This is a genomic window from Rhizobium sp. N122, assembly GCF_002211295.1.
Taxonomy (GTDB): domain Bacteria; phylum Pseudomonadota; class Alphaproteobacteria; order Rhizobiales; family Rhizobiaceae; genus Rhizobium.
In genome coordinates this window covers 1-18,114 of the sequence record NZ_LOKU01000022.1, presented here as the reverse complement: position 1 = coordinate 18,114, position 18,114 = coordinate 1, and the positions used below count along the sequence as shown (strand labels likewise).

The following is an 18,114-nucleotide window of genomic DNA, read 5'->3' as shown; positions in this document are numbered from 1 at the left end:
CCGACAGCATCTGAGGCAATCGGAAAAGCTCCGTTTCCTGCTCATTCCTGCATAGGCATGAGCCGCAGTGTTCAAAAAGAAGTTGGCCTGACCACGGCCTTATCGAAATTGTAACCCGCCCGGCGTGAAGAGCTGTGCGGACGTCGCGGTGAACCGACAGCCCCTTTCCCAGCGTCGCCGATAGCTGCCGGCACGGTCCCCTCCCAAGCGACATCGAATCACCTGATCCTCGCCGTCACGTGCAGCGAGCTTTTCATGCAACGTTCCCGCGACCGTGAAATTACGCTGCGAGAAACGGCAATTTGTATTCGGTCATTTCGCAAGCGCATCACGGTTAATATTGCGCTGTATTTTGGTAGATGAGGGTTAATTCGGCGTTAAACCATATTATTCGTTCGCTCTGCGGCTGTGTCAGTCGCCAGTTCTCCGAGCTGGAGAATTTGCGGCAATCGGGTTTCCACAGGCGACACCTCCCAAAAAGCTGCATAAATCAACTATAGCGAGAGCCAAGAGAAAAAAATGAACGCTTAAGCTTATCATGCTTGACGCTACTGCGGCGGCGCATGATGATGGCGTATTGCGAGCGTGAATGACATTCCTCACCGGAAATCTCAGATCCAAAACTGCGGGGTGCAAAGTGGAAACTGCGGTTGATTCGAAACTTATCGAGGCGATCACCTACGACGAAGACAGCCGGCATCTACGGGTCTATCTGACAAACGGTCAAAGGCGGGAATATGAAGGTGTCCCCAAGGGCGTCGTCGTCGGCTTGACGATGGCGGAATCCCCGGGAAATTTTTATATGACGGCAATCAGGGGCAAATATCCTCCGCGCCCCTAGCGATCCATCATATCAGCCGAGATGCGGGACCGGCATTCACCGGCCCGCAAATCGGCGCCACCGACCGGCGGCCCCTTCCATCAATAGCCACTGAAGAAATCGCGGACTGCATCGATCTCGAGCGGCGCAATCTCATGGCCGCCCGGATGCCAGACCGTCCTGACGTCAGCGCCGCGATTTTTCAGATGCTCCGACAGCGCCTCGGTCACCGGGACGGGAGCGATCGGATCCCGCTGGCCGGCCGTCACCAGCACCTTTCTCCCCGCCAGAGTTGCCTGGGCTTCAGGCTGAAACGGAATGAGCGGGTGCATCAGAACAGCGGCATCGAAGATCCCCTTCTCGATCAGCACATTGGCAAGAATGTTTGCGCCATTCGAAAAACCGAGGCCAAGAATCTGGGAAGCCTGATGCTTGCCAGCCAATGCCGTGACATAGGCGGCCATCTTCTCCGTCGCCCGGGAAAGATCGGCCATGTCGTACACCCCCTCCCCGGTGCGCCGGAAGAACCGCGCCGCGCCATGTTCAAAAACGTCGCCGCGCGGCGACAGAACCGTCGCTTCGGGCAGCAGGCGCCGGCCGAAATCGAAGAACTGGTTTTCGTCGCCGCCGGTGCCATGCAGCACCAGCAGGATGGGTTTGTCGGGTGCACCGGCATGCAGCCGGTGCACATATCCAGTGTCGGTCATATCGCCTCTCCTTACGCCTCGAGCGGCTGCAGGTGCTGCTCGAGCAGCGCGCGAAGATGGGCGTGCTGCTGCGGCAGCTTCAGGGCTTCGCCGAGATGGGCCGTATCCTCGTCGCGGTTAAAGCCCGGCTCATTGGTCGCGACTTCGAACAGCACGCCGCCCGGCGTGCGGAAATAGATTGCCCAGAAATAATCGCGGTCGATCACCGGTGTCACCTGATAGCCGGTGTCCATCAGCGCCTTGCGCACTTCGAGCTGCTTCTCGCGGTTTTCCACGGCGAAGGCGACGTGGTGGACGGAGCCGGCGCCGGGAAGCGCGCGGGCAATGTTCGGCATGGTCTCCAGATCGATGAGATGCGCGCCGTTGCCGTCAGGCTTGATCAGCCGCTTGACGCCATCCCGTTCCTCGGCGACCTCGTAGCCCATGAATGTCAGGAGTTCGGCGGTGGCGCCTTCATCCCGCAGGCGCATGGCAACGGAATGGAAGCCGCGAATGGCGTGGTCCTCGCTGATGCCGCCATGGGTCCAGGCCTCGCGGGCATCGTCCTTGACCTCGACGAGCGCAAAGCCGTCACCGTCGGGACCGGAAAAATTCAGGCGCTTCTCGCCGAAACTTTCCTCGGCCTTCAGCCCGCCGATATTCAACGTGCTGAAACGATCGTTCCAGAAGCCGAGCGAACCTTGCGGAACGGAAAACACCGTCGTGCCGACCTCGCCGGTGCCGGGACGACCCTGCGCCATCTTCGGAAACGGGAAATAGGTCATGACCGTGCCGGGCGCGCCGGTCTCGTCACCATAATAAAGGTGATAGACGTCAGGCGCGTCGAAATTGACGGTCTTCTTGACGCGGCGCAGGCCAAGCGCATTAGTGAAGAACTGATTGTTGGTCCGGGCGTCCTCCGCCATCGACGTGACGTGGTGCAAACCCTTGATCTGATCGAGCATGTGAAACCCCTTTCTTGCCCGCAATTCGTGGGCTTTCGATGAGGCTAAGATGCGCGCTGAACCTCCATGGGAACAGACCCCCAGATCAAAACGCATTGTCTTCTTTTAGTGAACGAAGATGCGTTGACGTTCACAAGTCAATGTCTTGGGCATCGGCCGGCAATTGCCAGTCGATCGGCGCGCGCCCGCGTGACTGCAGGAAGTTATTCGCCTTCGAAAAATGCCCACAGCCGAAAAATCCGTTATGGGCCGAAAGCGGCGAAGGATGCGGCGCCTTGAGCACGAGATGCCGCGTCGTATCGACAAAAGCCGCCTTGCGCTGGGCATAGGAGCCCCAGAGCATGAAGACGACGGATTCGCACTCGTCGTTGACTTTGCGGATAACCGCGTCGGTGAAGCGCTCCCACCCCTTGCCCTGGTGCGCAGCCGCCTGTCCTTCCTCGACGGTCAGCACGCTGTTCAGCAACAGCACGCCCTGTCTTGCCCAATGTTCGAGAAAACCGTGGCGCGCCGGCGCTAGGCCGAGATCCGTCTGCATCTCCTTATAGATATTGACGAGGGAGGGCGGGATGCGAACCCCCGGCCGCACGCTGAAGCACAGCCCGTGTGCCTGCCCCAGCCCGTGATAGGGGTCCTGGCCAAGAATGACGACCTTGACGCTGGAGATCGGCGTCAGGTCCAGGGCGCGGAAATACTCGCTGCCCCGGGGGAAAATCCGCTTGCCGACCTGCTTCTGCGTGACCAGAAAGGATTTTAGCTGCTGCATATAGGGGCTCGAGAACTCCGTCGCCAAGGCGGCTTTCCAGCTCTCTTCGAGATTGATTGACGTATCGCTCATCCAGCAAACCCTTCGCATATGACGAAACAACGGACACACGGTTCTAACAAAATCGATCTACGCTGCAATGGCTGCCGGCCCTGCAATGCGTCTACGCCTTTGGGATAGACGAGAGAGGATTGCGAGAGGCTTCCGAGACACGGTCGTCCGTGTTTAACTATATGACGGCTTCGGTATTTACGCCGGCAGGCGGCCTGAGTAGAACCGTGATGATAAACCGGGGACATGTCTTCAGATGAAATTCGGCACGAGCGGCCTTCGCGGACTTTCAGTGGATCTCAAGGGACGCGCCTCTGCGCTTTATGCAACCGCGTTCGGAAAATATCTGCTGCGGACCGGCAAGGCTGAGGTCGGAGATGCCATTCTGATCGGCCGCGATTTTCGCGATTCGAGCCCCGATATCTCGGGAAATTGCGCCGGCGCACTCGCCGCGCTCGGTTTCCGGGTATTGGACTGCGGCAATGTCCCGACGCCAGCTCTTGCCCTTTATGGCCTCGACAGCAACGCTGCATGCCTGATGGTGACGGGCTCGCATATTCCGGCAGACCGCAACGGCATCAAGTTCTATCGCCCGGACGGCGAGATCGACAAATCGGACGAGGCTGAGATCACCGCATTTGCGGCCGAGATCGACCGAACAGGCGAGACCGTTGCAGAGGCGCCCGCCCAGACCGAAGATCATGAGGCGATCTGCCGGCAGCTCTTTTTCCAACGCAATGCCGCCCTGCTGCCGCAAGGCGCGCTATCCGGCATGAAGATCGGCGTCTACCAGCACAGCACCGTCGCCCGCGACCTGCTGGTTGACGTTCTCGCCCATTACGGCGCCGAGATCACCGCTCTCGGCCGTTCGGAGAGTTTCATTCCCGTCGACACCGAAGCCGTTTCCGACGAGACGGTCGCGCTGATGAAGCGTTGGGTGTCCGAGCACAAGTTCGATGCGATCGTCTCGACCGATGGCGACGGCGACCGCCCGCTGGTCGCAGACGAAACCGGCACGCCGCTGCGCGGCGACCTTCTCGGCCTTGTCGCAGCCAATTTTCTCGGTGCCGGCACGGTCGTGACACCTGTTACTTCAAATTCCGGCATCGAGGCCGCCGGCTCCTTCGCCGTCAGGCGCACCCGCGTCGGCTCGCCCTTCGTCATATCAGGCATGGAAGAGGCCGTGGCCGCCGGCAAGGATCACGTCATGGGCTTTGAGGCCAATGGCGGACTGCTGACCGCAACCCCTTTCGATATCAACGGCGGATCAGTGCGCGCCTTGCCGACGCGCGATTGTTTTCTCCCCATGCTTGCGATCCTGTCGCTCGCCGCCGCTCGCCGGCAGCCGCTTTCGGCCGTTGCCGCCTCCTATCATCTGCCCTTCGCCGCCGCCGATCGCTTGGAAAATTTCCCGGTGGAGACGAGTGCTGCGCTGATGGCGCATCTGCGCAGCTCCGATGAAAATCTTGGCGCCTTCCTGCAGCCGATCGGCGAGGTGGCGGCGAAATCCGATATCGACGGCCTGCGTGTGACGCTGAAAGACGGCAGGATCATTCATTTCCGCCCCTCCGGCAATGCGCCGGAAATGCGTTGCTACGTCGAAGCGGGGAGCGAAGCCGCAGCCCTGAATCTGCTGAAGACGGGGCTCGCCCGAATAACGGACTGGGCAGACGCCCGCTAAACATGCCACGAACAAGCTTTTTTCAAGGAACCCGCCTATGACGCAGAAAATCGTTCCCGTGATCATGGCCGGCGGCAAAGGCACGCGGCTCTGGCCGCTTTCCCGTGCCACCGCCCCGAAACAGTTCATCCAGTTCGTCGGCAACAAAACGCTGTTTCAGGATACGCTCGAACGCGTTTCCAACCCGGAGCTCTATGAAGCGCCGATCGTCGTCACCAATGAGGAATTTCGCTTCCTGGTCGCCGAGCAGGCCCGCGCGCTGGCTGTCCCGCTTGCCGCCGTGCTGCTCGAGCCGGTCGCCCGCAACACCGCCGCAGCGGTGGCCGCCGCTGCCACCCTTGCTTCCGAGCTTTTCGGCAAGGACACCATCATCCAGATGCTCGCCTCGGATCACGAGATCCTCGCCGACACGAGCTATTTCGATTGCATCCGCATCGCCCGGAATGCCGCAGCCGATGGCAAGCTCGTCACTTTCGGTATCACGCCCACCGAGCCGGCAACCGGTTACGGCTATATCGAAATCGGCGATGCGCTCGAAAACGGCGCCCACAAGGTCAGCCGTTTTGTGGAAAAACCGGCATTGGAAAAAGCCGAGAAAATGCTCGCCGACGGCGGCTTCTACTGGAACTCCGGCATCTTCATGTTCCCGGTGGCGGAGCTCATCGCCGAACTGCAGGAATATGCGCCGGATGTGCTGAAAGCGGCGAGCAAGGCCGTTTCCAAGGCAAGCCGCGACCTCGACTTTACCCGCCTCGACGCCGATCATTTCGCCAAGAGCCCCGACATCTCCATCGACTACGCGATCATGGAAAAGACTTCCAAGGCCGCCGTGGTCCCCTCGCCGTTCAAATGGTCTGATATGGGAAGCTGGGATGCTGTCTGGAAATCAGGCGCCCGCGACGACAACGGCAATGTCGCCGCTGCAAACACCACCGTCATCAATACCCGCAACTCGCTCGTCATGACCCACGGCGTGCATCTTGCCGTCCAGGGCATGGAGGATGTCGCCGTTATCGCCAGCGAGGACGCCGTCTATGTCGGACCGCTCAAAGATAGCCAGAATGTCGGGCAATTGGTCAAGATGCTGGCCTCTTCGTCGGCGACGGCGAAATTCACCGAAACCCACCCGACATCCTACCGGCCCTGGGGCGGCTATACCTCGATCTTCAACGGCGATCGGTTCCAGGTGAAGCGCATCTTCGTGACCCCGGGCAAGAAGCTTTCGCTGCAGAAACACCACCATCGCTCCGAACATTGGGTCGTCGTCAAGGGAACGGCCGAGGTGACGGTTGGCGAGACCGTGCGAATGCTGCGCGAGAACGAAAGCGTCTATATTCCGCTCGGCGAAGTCCATCGTCTCGCCAATCCCGGCAAGATCGTCCTCGAGCTCATCGAGGTGCAGACGGGCTCCTATCTCGGCGAGGACGACATCATCCGCATCGTCGATGAATTCGGAAGAACGTAACGTCGCCGCCGGGCTGGCCGGCCCCGAACAATGGGCCGCCTTTTCCGGCGCGACCGCCATCGCTGTTGAACTCGCTATCGGAAATCCCGTAGAATGGATGTACCGAAAGTCATGACCGGAGATCCCTTGATGCGTATCTTGCCCGCCCTCGCCGGACTTCTTGCGATCATGACACCGGGAATGGCGTTGGCCGAACCCGGAAAGATGCGGACCGCAAGCGAGGCTGAAATCCGCGAGCATCTGCCGGGCACGTCGGAGCTGAAAGAAAGCAGCAACGGTTACGAATATCGCCAGGGCAACAGGAATGGCTACAAAATAACCAATGGCCAGGTGTGCGTCCGGTTTCCCAACAAGTCGACCGACTGCGTCAGCGTGAAGACCGACGGCGAGAAATTTCAGATGATCGACAAGAAAGGCGGCAGGACGAAATTTTGACTTTGCCCGGCAGCCTATTCTGCCGGTGCAGGTTCACCGTCCCTGTCGAGAACGAATTCGGCGATCAGACCGGAATGGTTAGAGCCAAGATTGTCATCGAGACGTCTCAGCGATGTCAGATGAAGCGGCGGCCGCACAAATATATGGTCGATGGCGATCCCCAATGAGCCGGCAGCAATCGGCCATGTCGCCGGTTCGGGTGCGATCGTCTTCAGTCCCTGTTTGCGCAGGAAAGCCTGGATGCTCGGGGCGATCGACGAAGAGTTGAAATCACCTGACAGCACCAGAGGGCCCTCGATCGAACCAAGCGCTTTGGCGAGATCTTCCAATTCAGCCATCTGGAAATCGTCGAAGTATGGTTTGGTCAGATGCGCCGAAACCAGATTGATGGTTTCGCCGCCGAAGTCGACGCTCGATATTACCAGCCTGTCTTTTCGCAGACTGCCCATGCTTGCGACCTGCCGGTTGACGAAAGGCCGTTTGGACAGCACCAGCGTATCGCAGGTATCCTTCCCCGTGTCGCAACCGATATGATAGGGATAGGCCTTGAACAATTGCTGCAGATGGAAGGTCAGCGGCTTGGCTTCGAGCAAATTGACGACATCGGCATTCGACGCGATCACCATGTCGGTGATGGCGGTCGAGTTTTTCCAGTTGTCGATCGCGATATTGAACGACATCAGACGAAAAAGCGGCGGCCTGTCCGTGTTTGCGTCATCCTCGGAAAACTCGCGCAGCATGACGACGCCGTGAGCGACGAGAACAAGCGAGACAAACAGAAGAACAAAGCCGTAAGTGTGTCGCCTGACAGCCAGAATGATCAGGCTGGCGGCAACAAAGAGGACGCCGAAGTGGACCTGGAAGCTGTAGAGAAAGGACAGCAGCCAGAAGTTCGTGACATAGCGTAACGACACGATCGCGATGGCAACGGTCAGAAACGCGCAGAGAATCCAATAAATTATCTCTCTCATCGATCCTGACCTGCTTGCAGACGACACGCCGGCCATAACATGCAGGCCGACATGTCGCAACGCAGCATGGCAGCCGATGGCCGCGGCCGGCCTTCGGACGATAGCGACGGCCCGCCGTCATCAGGCCGGACAAGGGACTGATAAACCGACGACCGCAACCATGGCGGCCGCGGCCTTCTCTTTCAAAGATCTATCGACTCGGCCTCTTCTTATCTTGTAAGTGGGGGCACGCGATACGGAATCGGCTTTTGCCGTCGGCAGTGAGCCGAAAGAAGGTGGGAATGCGCTACTTCATTACCGGGACTGCCGGCTTTATCGGTTTTCATCTGGCCAGGCGCCTGCTGCAGGAAGGGCACGAAGTCACCGGCTTTGACGGCCTCACTCCTTATTACAACGTCAAGCTCAAGGAGATGCGCCATGCAGCACTCTCCCAATTCCCAGCCTTCAAACCGGTCATCGCTATGCTCGAGGATCGTGAAGCGCTGGAGGCAGCGGTTGTCGCGGCGAAGCCCGACATCCTGATCCACCTCGCCGCCCAGGCCGGCGTGCGTTACAGCCTGGAAAATCCCGAGGCCTATCTTCGATCGAATGTCGAAGGCTCGTGGAACATCATGGAAATTGCGCGGCGCGTCGAAATCCGTCATCTGATGCTGGCCTCGACGTCATCGATCTACGGCGCCAATGCGACCGTTCCCTTTCACGAGACCGATCGCGCCGACGAGCCGCTGACCATCTATGCCGCGACGAAGAAATCGATGGAGCTGATGGCGCATAGTTATGCTCATCTGCACAAGATCCCGACCACGGCCTTTCGCTTCTTCACCGTTTATGGCCCGTGGGGCCGGCCCGACATGGCGCTGTTCAAATTCACCAAGAACATGCTCGAAGACCAGCCGATTGAAATCTACGGCGAAGGTAATATGAGCCGTGACTTCACCTATATCGACGATCTCGTTGAGGGGATCGTCAGGCTGTCGGCAATCGCCCCTGGCGAGGACAACCGTCTGGGCAATGCGGCCATCGAAACGCTTTCGCGCCAGGCGCCCTTTCGGGTCGTCAATATTGGCGGCGGCCAGCCGGTCAGCCTGATGGATTTCGTCGAAACGGTGGAAAAGGCGCTCGGCCGTCCTGCCATCCGCAAGATGCTGGCGATGCAGAAGGGTGACGTGCCGCGCACCTTCGCGGCCCCCGATCTGCTCGTGGCGCTGACCGGTTACAAGCCGGATACGACTTTGGATGTCGGCGTCAAAGCCTTTGTCGACTGGTATCTCGATGTCCGCGGCGAGCTCGGCGCCTAGCTTACCTCGATTGCCGACACGAATTGCTTCCTGCGACCGGAATATCAGCGCAGAAACGTCACCGTCTGCACCGCGTCAGCCGCCTTCGAAAACACATACTCGACGACAACGGTCAGCTTCTGCGAATAGGCCTTGAGCTGATAGTCCTCGCCCTCAATTTGAGCAGGGCTGCGCAGGACGAAGGGAACGCCGGGGCGCACGAAACCGGCGCGTGTCGTCAACGGAGTTTCGGGCGAGTGGCCGATGGCGGAGGTGTACATCAGGTCGCGGCCAAGGCTGGCGGGACCGATGGCAAGCGCCGGCCCGGCGGCGCCGGCGATGGTCAAAGTCAAAGCGATGGCGGCAAGAATTTTGTGCATGTCGAAGTCCCCATTTGCGGATCGGCGGGCTTTACTTCGCCCGCCTCCAAACGATCGACGCGTCTGTCCACGCTTCGGTCGCTTTCATGAGACCACTCTACACATCAGTATTTGCAGGGCTTTTAAGCCGATCAGTCAAATTTTATGAAATTCGGTTTTCTCTCCCGATCGTCTCGGGACACACGGGAAAACGCTTGCTCGGCTGCGAGGTCGCCAAGGCAAGATCGGCGCGATGTCGATGACATGGACGCTGACTGCAGCCTAAAGAACGCGATCCAGCTTCTTGTTGATATGCAGGTTCGGCATTAATCCCGCACTTTGCGCGGCATGATAGGATTCCCGCGCCGCATCGAACGAGATCGACCACATGATGGCGCTCAACAGCAGCGCAATAATATAAATTTGGATACGCATCGCATCGGCAATACGGAAAGAGCAAGGCCGTTTTGTGTCGAAAAATGAGCGCAAAAATAGAAAAAATCGGCGAATTTTTTTGGCCGGCGTGGTTGCGAGCCTCGTGAAAAGCTCCACAGTTCGGGCCGCTTCTCGGCAAAATATATCAATCGATTGACTTATTTTGCGATCAGCGTTATAAAACTCTCATGAACCAGGAAAGCGACACCCAAACTCCGCCAGCATCCGCCCGGGCCGACGCCGCGCGGCAGAAGATGTTGGCCGCCGCCCTCGACGTCTTCGGCCGCTACGGCTTTGACGGCGCGTCGACACGCCAGCTGACCGAAGCCGCCGGCGTCAACCTGCAGGCGATCCCCTATTATTTCGGCAGCAAGGAAGGGCTTTACATCGCCACCGCCGAATATCTGATGGCCCGCATCGATACGCATGTCGGCGACATGCGGGCGCGTATCGGCACGCATCTCATGGCGATCGACGCTGCCGGCGAAACGCTCGGCGACAGCGAAGCCCGTCTCTTCCTCACGGAAATTCTCCAGACCATGGTGACGCTTTTCGTCGGCAAGGAATCCGAATCCTGGGCGCGCTTTCTGATCCGCGAGCAGATGGAGCCGACCGAAGCCTTCGCAAGGGTTTATCAGGGCATCATGCGGCCGATGATCGAGATGGGCCGGCGGCTGATCGGCGCCATCTTGCGTGAAGATCCCGCCTCCGAACATGTGCGCCTGCGCACCTTCAACCTTATGGGCAGCATCCTCGTCTTTCGCGTCACCCACGCAGCCGTGCTTGCCCAGATGGAATGGGAGGCCGTCGGCCCGGAACAGGTGGAAATCTTACGCGGTCTTGCCGCCGAACTGGTCGATGTGCTCGGCCCGCCAAAGGGAGGTGCGGCATGAAACGCCTCGTCCCCGTCGCCCTGCTTCTTCTCGTAGCGGTAGGCGCCGCCTGGTGGTACGGCCTGCCCGAAAAGCTCGGCTGGCTGCCCGAGGCCCGCCGCGAATTCGTCCTTTACGGCAATGTCGATATCCGCCAGGTGTCGCTCGGCTTCCGCGTCAGCGGCCGCCTCTCCGAACTCCGCGTCGACGAAGGCGACGTGGTCAAAAGCGGAACGGTGCTGGCGAAGCTCGACGCCGCACCCTATGAATTCGCCGTTCGCTCCGGCGAGGCCAACGCCGCCGCCCTTCGGGCAACCCTCGACAAGCTGAAGGCAGGCCCTCGCCCGACTGAGATCGCCCAGGCGCGCGCCGCCTATGACGAAAGCCTCGCCGATCTCGAAAATGCCAACCTCGCTTATGACCGCGCCCGCCAACTGCGTCCACAGGGCACGATTTCCGAAGCGACGCTCGATCAGGCGACCGCCGCAAAGGCGATGGCCGCCGCCCGTTCGCAGTCCGCCAACGAGGCGCTGAAGCTGCTGCAGGAAGGTTCGCGCATCGAGGATATCGCCGCCGCCGATGCGCAGGTAAAGGCAGCGGAGGCAACACTCGCCGCGGCCCGCACCTCACTCACGGACACCGAACTGCGCGCGCCGAACGACGGCGTCATTCTCTCGCGGGTGCGGGAGAACGGCGCGATCGTCTCGCCGGCCGATACCGTCTTCGTGCTGTCGCTGACCGAGCCCGTCTGGGTGCGCAGCTATGTCGCCGAGCCCGATCTCGGCCGCATCCACCCCGGCATGCAGGTTTCCGTCGCCTCCGATACGGCGCCCGACAAACCCTATGAAGGCACGATCGGCTTCATCTCGCCGGTCGCCGAATTCACCCCGAAATCGGTGGAGACGCCGGAGCTCCGGACCGATCTCGTCTATCGCCTGAGGATCGTCATCGACAAGCCCGGCCCGGATCTGCGCCAGGGCATGCCAGTCACGGTGCGGCTTTCCCAGCCGGCGGCAGACGGACGATGACCGCCGCCAAGCCCGCCCCCCAGACAGATTGGGACGACAAGCCGCTCGTCCGCATCGACGGCGTCACCAAGCGCTTCGGCGATGCGCCTCCCGCCCTCGACGCCGTCTCCGGCGTCATCGGCGGCGGTGCGATCACCGGCCTCGTCGGCCCTGACGGCGCCGGCAAGACGACGCTGATCCGCCTGATGACCGGCCTGATGCTGCCCGACACGGGGACGGTGGAGGTTCTCGGCTTCGATACCAGGAAAAATGCCGCCGGCATCCAGGCGGCGATCGGCTACATGCCGCAGCGCTTCGGCCTCTATGAGGACCTCTCGGTGCAGGAAAACCTCGATCTCTATGCCGATCTGCGCGGCTTGCCGAAAAGCGAGCGCACCAGCACCTTCGACGAACTGCTGACCTTCACTGACCTCAAACGCTTCACCAGCCGGCTCGCCGGAAAACTCTCCGGCGGCATGAAGCAGAAGCTCGGCCTTGCCTGCGCACTTCTCAAAAAACCACGCTTGCTGCTGCTCGACGAGCCCGGCGTCGGTGTCGATCCGATCTCGCGCCGCGACCTCTGGAAAATGGTAGAGAACCTGACGAAGGAAGGCATCGGCGTGCTCTGGTCGACCGCCTATCTCGACGAGGCGGAAGCCTGCGACCACGTGCTGCTGCTGAACCAGGGAAAACTGCTCTTCTCGGGAAAACCCGCTGAGCTGACCGAGCGCGTCAACGACCGGGTCTTCAGGGTGTCCGATGTCAGCGGGCGCCGCCGGCAGGTGCTTGCCGAGCTCCTGCAGGCCGATGGCGTCATCGACGGCGTGATCCAGGGCGAAGCGATCCGTCTGGTGGCGGCCGAGGACAAAAAACCCGATATCGGCAAGGCCGGCGACGGGGCAACGCTCGCCCCCGCCTCGCCCCGCTTCGAGGATGCCTTTGTCGACATGCTGGGCGGCGGCCCCGGCGGCCGCTCCAGGCTTGCCGAAGCGCAAGAGCCGCTGAAGGCCGAGGGCGACCGGCCGGTGATCGAGGCCAAGGGCCTGACCAAGCGCTTCGGCGATTTCACTGCTGCCGAGGATATCAGCTTCGATATTCGCCGCGGCGAGATCTTCGGCTTGCTCGGCCCGAACGGCGCCGGCAAATCCACCACCTTCAAGATGCTCTGCGGCCTATTGAAGCCGACCGGCGGCGAAGGCCGCGTCGCCGGTTTCGATCTTCGCCGCGATGCCGGAAAGGCCCGCAACCAGCTCGGCTACATGGCGCAGAAATTCTCACTCTATGGCGATCTCACCGTCATGCAGAACCTCGAATTCTTCGCCGGCGTCTATGGCCTTCGCGGGCAGCGCAAGCGCGAGCGCATCGCGCTGATGGCCGGCATTTTCGATTTCGGCCGCCACGCCCGCGAGCCCGCCAAGGACCTGCCGCTCGGCCTCAAGCAGCGCCTGGCGCTAGCCTGCGCCGTCATGCATGAGCCGCGCGCCCTCTTCCTGGACGAGCCGACATCGGGCGTCGATCCGATCACAAGGCGCGAGTTCTGGACGCATATCAACGCGCTTGTCGAAAAAGGCGTCACCGTGCTCGTCACCACCCATTTCATGGACGAGGCGGAATATTGCGACCGCATCTCGCTGATCTATCGCGGCCGCTCGATCGCGCTTGGCTCGCCCGATGAGTTAAAGGCACGAGTGGCGACGAAAGAGCAGCCGGATCCGACGATGGAGGACGCCTTCATCGCGTTGGTGCAGCAATCGGAAGCGGAGGACGCCGCATGAGCGCCTCCCCCCTCGGACGTGGCCGGCTGCGGCGTCTTTTTGCCCTCGTGCGCAAGGAAAGCTTCCAGGCGATCCGCGATCCGAGCAGCATCCTCATTGCCTTCGTGCTGCCGCTGATCCTGCTCTTTCTCTTCGGCTACGGCGTTTCGCTCGATACCACCCGCACCCGCATCGGCCTCGTGACCGAAGAACTGACGCCGCTGACCCAGGACCTGTCGGCCAGCTTCCAGGCCTCACGCTATTTCGATGTCGCAATGGGCCGCGACCGGCGCCTGTTCGAGGAAGAACTCGTGCTCGGCAAGGTGCGCGGCATCGTCGTCATACCGGCCGATTTCACCACGCGCTACACCGCCGGCAACCGTCCCGCCATCCAGGTGATCGTCGACGGTTCCGACCCGAACACCGCCAATTTCGTCCAGAATTACGCCCAGGGCGCTGTCGCCAACTGGGAGCAGCAGCGGCAGGCTGATATCGCCTCCCACACTCCCGCCATCGCGGTCGAGCAGCGCTTCTGGTTCAATCCGGAGCTCACCAGCCGCAATTTTCTCGTGCCCGGCTCAATCGCCATCGTCATGACGCTGGTCGGCACACTTCTGACCTCGCTTGTCGTCGCCCGCGAATGGGAGCGCGGCACCATGGAGGCGATGATGGCGACGCCGGTGACGGCGGTCGAACTGCTCACCGGCAAGATCCTGCCCTATTTTCTGCTCGGCCTCACCTCGATGACGCTCTGCGTGCTGCTGGCGGTCTTCCTCTTCGGCGTGCCGTTCCGCGGCTCCGTCGCCGCCCTTTACGCCCTGTCGGCCGCCTTCCTGATCCCGGCGCTCGGCCAGGGCCTGTTGATCTCGACGGCAACGAAGAACCAGTTCCTCGCCTCGCAGCTGGCGCTGATATCAGCCTTCCTGCCAGCCTTCCTGCTGTCGGGCTTCCTCTTCGAGATCAATTCCATGCCTGCCGTCATCCAATGGATCACCTTCATCGTGCCGGCGCGTTACCTGATCCCCAGCCTGCAGACGGTCTTCCTCGCCGGCGACATCTGGCCGATGTTCGGCCGCGCGATCTTCGTCATGCTGACGATCGGCGCCGTCATGTTCGTGCTTGCAGCGCGCAGCACGCGAAAGAGGATCGGCTGAGATGTGGACAAGGCTTTACGCCCTCATCGTCAAGGAACTGCTCGCCGTGCTGCGCGACCCCAAAGGCCGCGCCATCCTGATCGGCCCGCCGATCGTCCAGCTTCTCGTCTTCTCCTATGCCGCAACATTGGAAGTCCGCAATGTCGACGTCATGATCCTCAACCGCGACAGCGGTCACTGGGGCCAGGAACTGATCGAGCGTATCGACGGTTCGCCGACCTTCCGGCGGATCGAGATGGCGGGAAGCCAGGCGGATATCAGGATGGCGATCGATAGCCAGACGGCCATCGCGGCGATCGAGATCGGCCCGGATTTCTCGCGCAATATCGAGGCGGGAACGCCTGTTGATCTGCAGGTGGTGCTCGACGGCCGCCGCTCGAACGCCTCGCAGATCGTCGCCGGTTACCTCTCGCAGATCGGCGGCGCCCTTGCCGCGGAAACACCGGCCGGCAGACGCGCCGGTGCCGGCATCGTCTCATCGGCGCCGCGCAACTGGTTCAACCCCAACCTCACCTATCAATGGTTCATGGTGCCGAACCTGATCGCCAGCATCGCGCTCCTGATCGGCCTGATCGTCACGGCTTTGTCGATCGCCCGTGAGCGCGAGCTCGGCACTTTCGACCAGCTGATGGTCTCGCCGCTGCGCATGCACGAAATCCTGATCGGCAAGCTGATCCCGCCGATGATGATCGGCCTCTTCCACATCACCGTCTATATCCTGGCCGCCGTCTTCCTGTTCGAGGTGCCGCTGCGCGGCTCGCTGTTCCTGCTTTACGGCAGCGCCATCTTCTATCTTGGCTCGGTCGCCGGCCTTGGCCTCTTCATCTCGGCGCTGTCGATGACGCAGCAGCAGGCGATCCTCGGCGCCTTCCTGTTCATGGTCCCGGCCATGCTGCTCTCAGGCTTCGCGACGCCGATCGAGAACATGCCGGCGTGGCTGCAGCCGGTGACCCTGATCAACCCGCTGCGCTATTTCCTGGTGATCGTCAAAGGCGTTTTCCTCAAGGATATCCCCTTGAGCGAGGTGGTGAACCAGACGATCCCGCTGGCGCTGATCGCCGCCGTCACCCTCAGCGCCGCCGCCTGGCTCTTCCGCCGGCGGCTGGAATAATCCCATCGCGGCGGATGATCTGGGCCGCCTCACAGAATGTGAACCGGCCTTCCAAAGCGTGACTCTCTCCTGCCGGAACCTCGGATTGGCGTGGTCGTTACCCAAACGCAACCCCAGCAAAGGAGAAGCAAAATGTACAAGATTCTACTTGTCTCCAGCGCCCTTGCGCTGTCGTCACTTGCAACCAATGCACTCGCTGATGGCGCCGTGACCGGTGCAGCCGGCGGCGCCATCACCGGCGCAATCGTCGGTGGCCCCGTGGGCGCTGCCATTGGCGGCGTGGCCGGCGGTGTCGCCGGCGCCGTTGTCGATCCGCCGCCGCGCGAGGTTGTCACCTATGTCCAGCAGCAGCCGGCCCCGACTGCCTCGGTGGTCGTCCAGGAACCGATCGTCGTCGGCAAGCCGCTGCCGGCCGATGTCGTGGTAACACCGGTGCCGGATAATCCGAAATACGCCTATACGGTCATCAACAACCAGCATGTGATCGTCGAACCCCGCACCCATCGCGTGGTGCAGGTCATCGAATAAATCAAAGAACGTTCAGATCGCCGACGCCGCCTGCTGCGGCGCGGCAACCTCCAGCCCCGCTTCGGCGGGGTCTTTTTTCGTGTGTTTACGAAACGCAATTGTGCTCGATGCCCGGGTTCATGCCCTGTAAGCGACGAGCACGGCACCTCCCGCAATCATGACGACGCCGAGCCAGTTCGGAGGCGTCAGACGCTCGCCGAGGAACAGCACCGCAAAGACGGCGACGAAGACGACGGATAGTTTGTCGATCGGCGCGACACGGGCAGCATCCCCGAGCTTCAGAGCACGGAAATAACAAATCCAGGAGGCGCCCGTGGTAAGGCCGGACAGCGCCAGGAAGAGCCAGCTCCTGCTCGACACGGAAGACGGCTCCTGCCAACTGCCTGAAATGGAGACCATCATCGTCGCCGCCAGCAGGATGACGATGGTGCGAATGAACGTCGCGAAGTCGGAATTGACGTTCTCGACGCCGACCTTGGCGAAAATCGCCGTGAGCGCTGCAAAGCCGGCGGAAAGAAGCGCCCAAAGCGGCCAGCTTGTCAGAAGGCTTTTCATGCCGCTTGTCCTTGCCCGTTACACCTCATCCCAAAGCAGATCAGACTTTCAGCTCGCGCCGCTCGCGCTCGGTCACCATGGCGAGATCCAGCACCTTCTGCAGATTGGCGGCGTGGCGGAAATTCGGGTCGGGCTGGATGCCGCTTGCGACGGCCTCGGCAAAACGCTCGTAGTTGGTCGCCACCGGTTCAACCTCGATCTGCGTCCAGGTGGCGGTTTCGACACTTTCGCCGAGGCAGCCATGCAACTCGGAACCGCGGGGACGATGGATGACCTCGAGGCTGCCTTTTTCGCCGTAGATGCGCAGCTTCAGCTCGTTCAGATGGCCCGTGGCCCAGCGGCTGGCGTGAATGACGCCCAGCGCGCCGTTGGCGAAATCGACCGACATGGTGAAGCTGTCATTGGCATCCAGCATATATTCGCCGATCTGGCCGCCCGGCGCTTTGTTGAAGGTCTTCAGCCGCGCGAAGACGTGGTCGATGTCGGTCGCGGCGCCATAGGCGGCAAAATCGAGGATATGAATGCCGACGTCGCCAAGTACGCCGTTCGAGCCGTGGCCGGTGGAAAGCCGCCACAGCCAGGTCGATTCCGTCCGCCAATCGCCCCAGGCGCGCGACACCAGCCAGCTCTGCAGATAGGAGGCTTCCACATGCCTGATCGTGCCGAGCTCGCCGGCGAGTACCATCTCGCGAGCCCGCTGCAACGGCGCGACATTGCGGTAGGTCAGGTTCACCATGTTGATGACGCCGGCCTTTTCGGCCGCCTCCGTCATCTCCAGCGCCTTTGCATAATTCTCCGCCAGCGGCTTTTCGCAGAACACATGTTTGCCCGCGGCAATCAGCGCCATCGTCGTCGGGTGATGAATGCGGTCGGGCGTGACGTTCGTCGCCGCATCGAATTCACCCCAGGCGATCGCCTCCTCCAATGAAAGAAACCGCTTTTCGATGTTGAACTTGTCGGCGAAGGCCGAAAGCCGCTCGGGATCCGTGTCGACGGCGCCGACCACCGTCACGCCGTCGATGAGGGAGAAGCGGGCAAGCTGGTTTTTCGCCATCACTCCGGTGCCAAGAACGAGTAGTCGCATGGATGCTCCTCAGCGGTAACCGGCTTCGCCGGCCTGGTGCAGTTTCGGGCCGCGTTCGACGATCGGCTCCAGCGCCTTTTCTACCGGCACATTTGGGGCGTCGGTAATACCAGTCAACGCGCCTTGCGGGTTAAAGGC

The 18,114-nt window shown here is 61.2% G+C and carries 19 protein-coding genes and 1 pseudogene; 11 read left to right on the top strand and 9 right to left on the bottom strand.

What is annotated here, in order from left to right; all coding sequences use genetic code 11:
* The first annotated feature begins 589 nt into the window (after nucleotides 1-589).
* Entirely contained in the window at nucleotides 590-841 is a 252-nt protein-coding gene (locus ATY75_RS16515) for a KTSC domain-containing protein (RefSeq protein ID WP_049733739.1), read from the top strand.
* An 80-nt stretch (nucleotides 842-921) separates the two neighbouring features.
* Here the strand turns inward: ATY75_RS16515 and ATY75_RS16510 are convergent, their stop codons facing one another.
* From ATY75_RS16510 to ung, 3 genes are all read right to left on the bottom strand, one after another.
* Nucleotides 922-1,527, bottom strand: a complete 606-nt coding sequence (locus ATY75_RS16510; RefSeq protein ID WP_088938407.1) for an alpha/beta hydrolase — start codon at nucleotides 1,525-1,527, stop codon at nucleotides 922-924.
* 11 nt (nucleotides 1,528-1,538) lie between these two features.
* Nucleotides 1,539-2,471: a VOC family protein gene (locus ATY75_RS16505; RefSeq protein ID WP_088938406.1), complete on the bottom strand. Its 933-nt coding sequence runs from the start codon at nucleotides 2,469-2,471 to the stop codon at nucleotides 1,539-1,541.
* A 130-nt stretch (nucleotides 2,472-2,601) separates the two neighbouring features.
* Nucleotides 2,602-3,309, bottom strand: a complete 708-nt coding sequence (gene ung / locus ATY75_RS16500; RefSeq protein WP_088938405.1) for a uracil-DNA glycosylase — start codon at nucleotides 3,307-3,309, stop codon at nucleotides 2,602-2,604.
* A gap of 235 nt (nucleotides 3,310-3,544) precedes the next feature.
* Between ung and ATY75_RS16495 the strand changes: the two genes are divergently transcribed.
* The 3 genes from ATY75_RS16495 (at nucleotide 3,545) to ATY75_RS16485 (ending at nucleotide 6,869) form a co-directional block, all read left to right on the top strand.
* Complete coding sequence (locus tag ATY75_RS16495; RefSeq protein ID WP_088938404.1) at nucleotides 3,545-4,969, top strand: phosphomannomutase; 1,425 nt, start codon at nucleotides 3,545-3,547, stop codon at nucleotides 4,967-4,969.
* Between the two features lie 37 nt (nucleotides 4,970-5,006).
* Nucleotides 5,007-6,434: a mannose-1-phosphate guanylyltransferase/mannose-6-phosphate isomerase gene (locus tag ATY75_RS16490; protein ID WP_088938403.1), complete on the top strand. Its 1,428-nt coding sequence runs from the start codon at nucleotides 5,007-5,009 to the stop codon at nucleotides 6,432-6,434.
* 129 nt (nucleotides 6,435-6,563) lie between these two features.
* Nucleotides 6,564-6,869, top strand: coding sequence for a hypothetical protein (locus ATY75_RS16485; protein WP_088938444.1), 306 nt, complete (start codon nucleotides 6,564-6,566; stop codon nucleotides 6,867-6,869).
* 14 nt (nucleotides 6,870-6,883) lie between these two features.
* Here the strand turns inward: ATY75_RS16485 and ATY75_RS16480 are convergent, their stop codons facing one another.
* Nucleotides 6,884-7,840: an endonuclease/exonuclease/phosphatase family protein gene (locus tag ATY75_RS16480; protein WP_088938402.1), complete on the bottom strand. Its 957-nt coding sequence runs from the start codon at nucleotides 7,838-7,840 to the stop codon at nucleotides 6,884-6,886.
* 281 nt (nucleotides 7,841-8,121) lie between these two features.
* Here ATY75_RS16480 and ATY75_RS16475 point away from each other — a divergent pair, with 281 nt between their 5' ends.
* Nucleotides 8,122-9,138 carry an NAD-dependent epimerase/dehydratase family protein gene (locus ATY75_RS16475; RefSeq protein ID WP_088938401.1) on the top strand — a complete coding sequence of 339 codons (1,017 nt, stop codon included), beginning with the start codon at nucleotides 8,122-8,124 and terminating at the stop codon, nucleotides 9,136-9,138.
* Between the two features lie 44 nt (nucleotides 9,139-9,182).
* Here the strand turns inward: ATY75_RS16475 and ATY75_RS16470 are convergent, their stop codons facing one another.
* Complete coding sequence (locus ATY75_RS16470; RefSeq protein WP_088938400.1) at nucleotides 9,183-9,497, bottom strand: hypothetical protein; 315 nt, start codon at nucleotides 9,495-9,497, stop codon at nucleotides 9,183-9,185.
* 261 nt (nucleotides 9,498-9,758) lie between these two features.
* Nucleotides 9,759-10,028: a hypothetical protein gene (locus ATY75_RS16465; protein WP_088938399.1), complete on the bottom strand. Its 270-nt coding sequence runs from the start codon at nucleotides 10,026-10,028 to the stop codon at nucleotides 9,759-9,761.
* Nucleotides 10,029-10,099: 71 nt separating this feature from the next.
* Here ATY75_RS16465 and ATY75_RS16460 point away from each other — a divergent pair, with 71 nt between their 5' ends.
* The 6 genes from ATY75_RS16460 to ATY75_RS16435 all read left to right on the top strand — a co-directional run bounded on the left by ATY75_RS16460 (nucleotide 10,100) and on the right by ATY75_RS16435 (nucleotide 16,337).
* Nucleotides 10,100-10,804 (top strand): CerR family C-terminal domain-containing protein, encoded by a 705-nt coding sequence (locus tag ATY75_RS16460; protein ID WP_088938398.1) that lies wholly within the window; start codon nucleotides 10,100-10,102, stop codon nucleotides 10,802-10,804.
* Nucleotides 10,801-11,811, top strand: coding sequence for a secretion protein HlyD (gene hlyD, locus ATY75_RS16455; protein ID WP_088938397.1), 1,011 nt, complete (start codon nucleotides 10,801-10,803; stop codon nucleotides 11,809-11,811). Before ATY75_RS16460 ends, hlyD begins: the two co-directional genes overlap by 4 nt.
* Nucleotides 11,808-13,565 carry an ATP-binding cassette domain-containing protein gene (locus ATY75_RS16450; protein WP_088938396.1) on the top strand — a complete coding sequence of 586 codons (1,758 nt, stop codon included), beginning with the start codon at nucleotides 11,808-11,810 and terminating at the stop codon, nucleotides 13,563-13,565. Before hlyD ends, ATY75_RS16450 begins: the two co-directional genes overlap by 4 nt.
* Complete coding sequence (locus ATY75_RS16445) at nucleotides 13,562-14,698, top strand: ABC transporter permease (RefSeq protein WP_088938395.1); 1,137 nt, start codon at nucleotides 13,562-13,564, stop codon at nucleotides 14,696-14,698. The genes ATY75_RS16450 and ATY75_RS16445 overlap by 4 nt, the downstream gene beginning before the upstream one ends.
* Before the next feature lies 1 nt (nucleotide 14,699).
* Complete coding sequence (locus tag ATY75_RS16440) at nucleotides 14,700-15,809, top strand: ABC transporter permease (RefSeq protein WP_088938394.1); 1,110 nt, start codon at nucleotides 14,700-14,702, stop codon at nucleotides 15,807-15,809.
* Between the two features lie 132 nt (nucleotides 15,810-15,941).
* A complete protein-coding gene (locus tag ATY75_RS16435) occupies nucleotides 15,942-16,337 on the top strand; it encodes a DUF1236 domain-containing protein (protein ID WP_003542187.1) in 396 nt (131 codons plus the stop codon).
* A gap of 117 nt (nucleotides 16,338-16,454) precedes the next feature.
* On the opposite strand, the gene ATY75_RS16430 is transcribed toward ATY75_RS16435, so the two are convergent.
* From ATY75_RS16430 to ATY75_RS33965, 3 genes and pseudogenes are all read right to left on the bottom strand, one after another.
* Nucleotides 16,455-16,892, bottom strand: coding sequence for an EamA family transporter (locus ATY75_RS16430; protein WP_088938393.1), 438 nt, complete (start codon nucleotides 16,890-16,892; stop codon nucleotides 16,455-16,457).
* Between the two features lie 40 nt (nucleotides 16,893-16,932).
* Nucleotides 16,933-17,976, bottom strand: a complete 1,044-nt coding sequence (locus tag ATY75_RS16425) for a Gfo/Idh/MocA family oxidoreductase (protein WP_088938392.1) — start codon at nucleotides 17,974-17,976, stop codon at nucleotides 16,933-16,935.
* 9 nt (nucleotides 17,977-17,985) lie between these two features.
* Nucleotides 17,986-18,114, bottom strand: a pseudogene (locus tag ATY75_RS33965) (trehalose utilization protein ThuA); the annotation flags it as partial.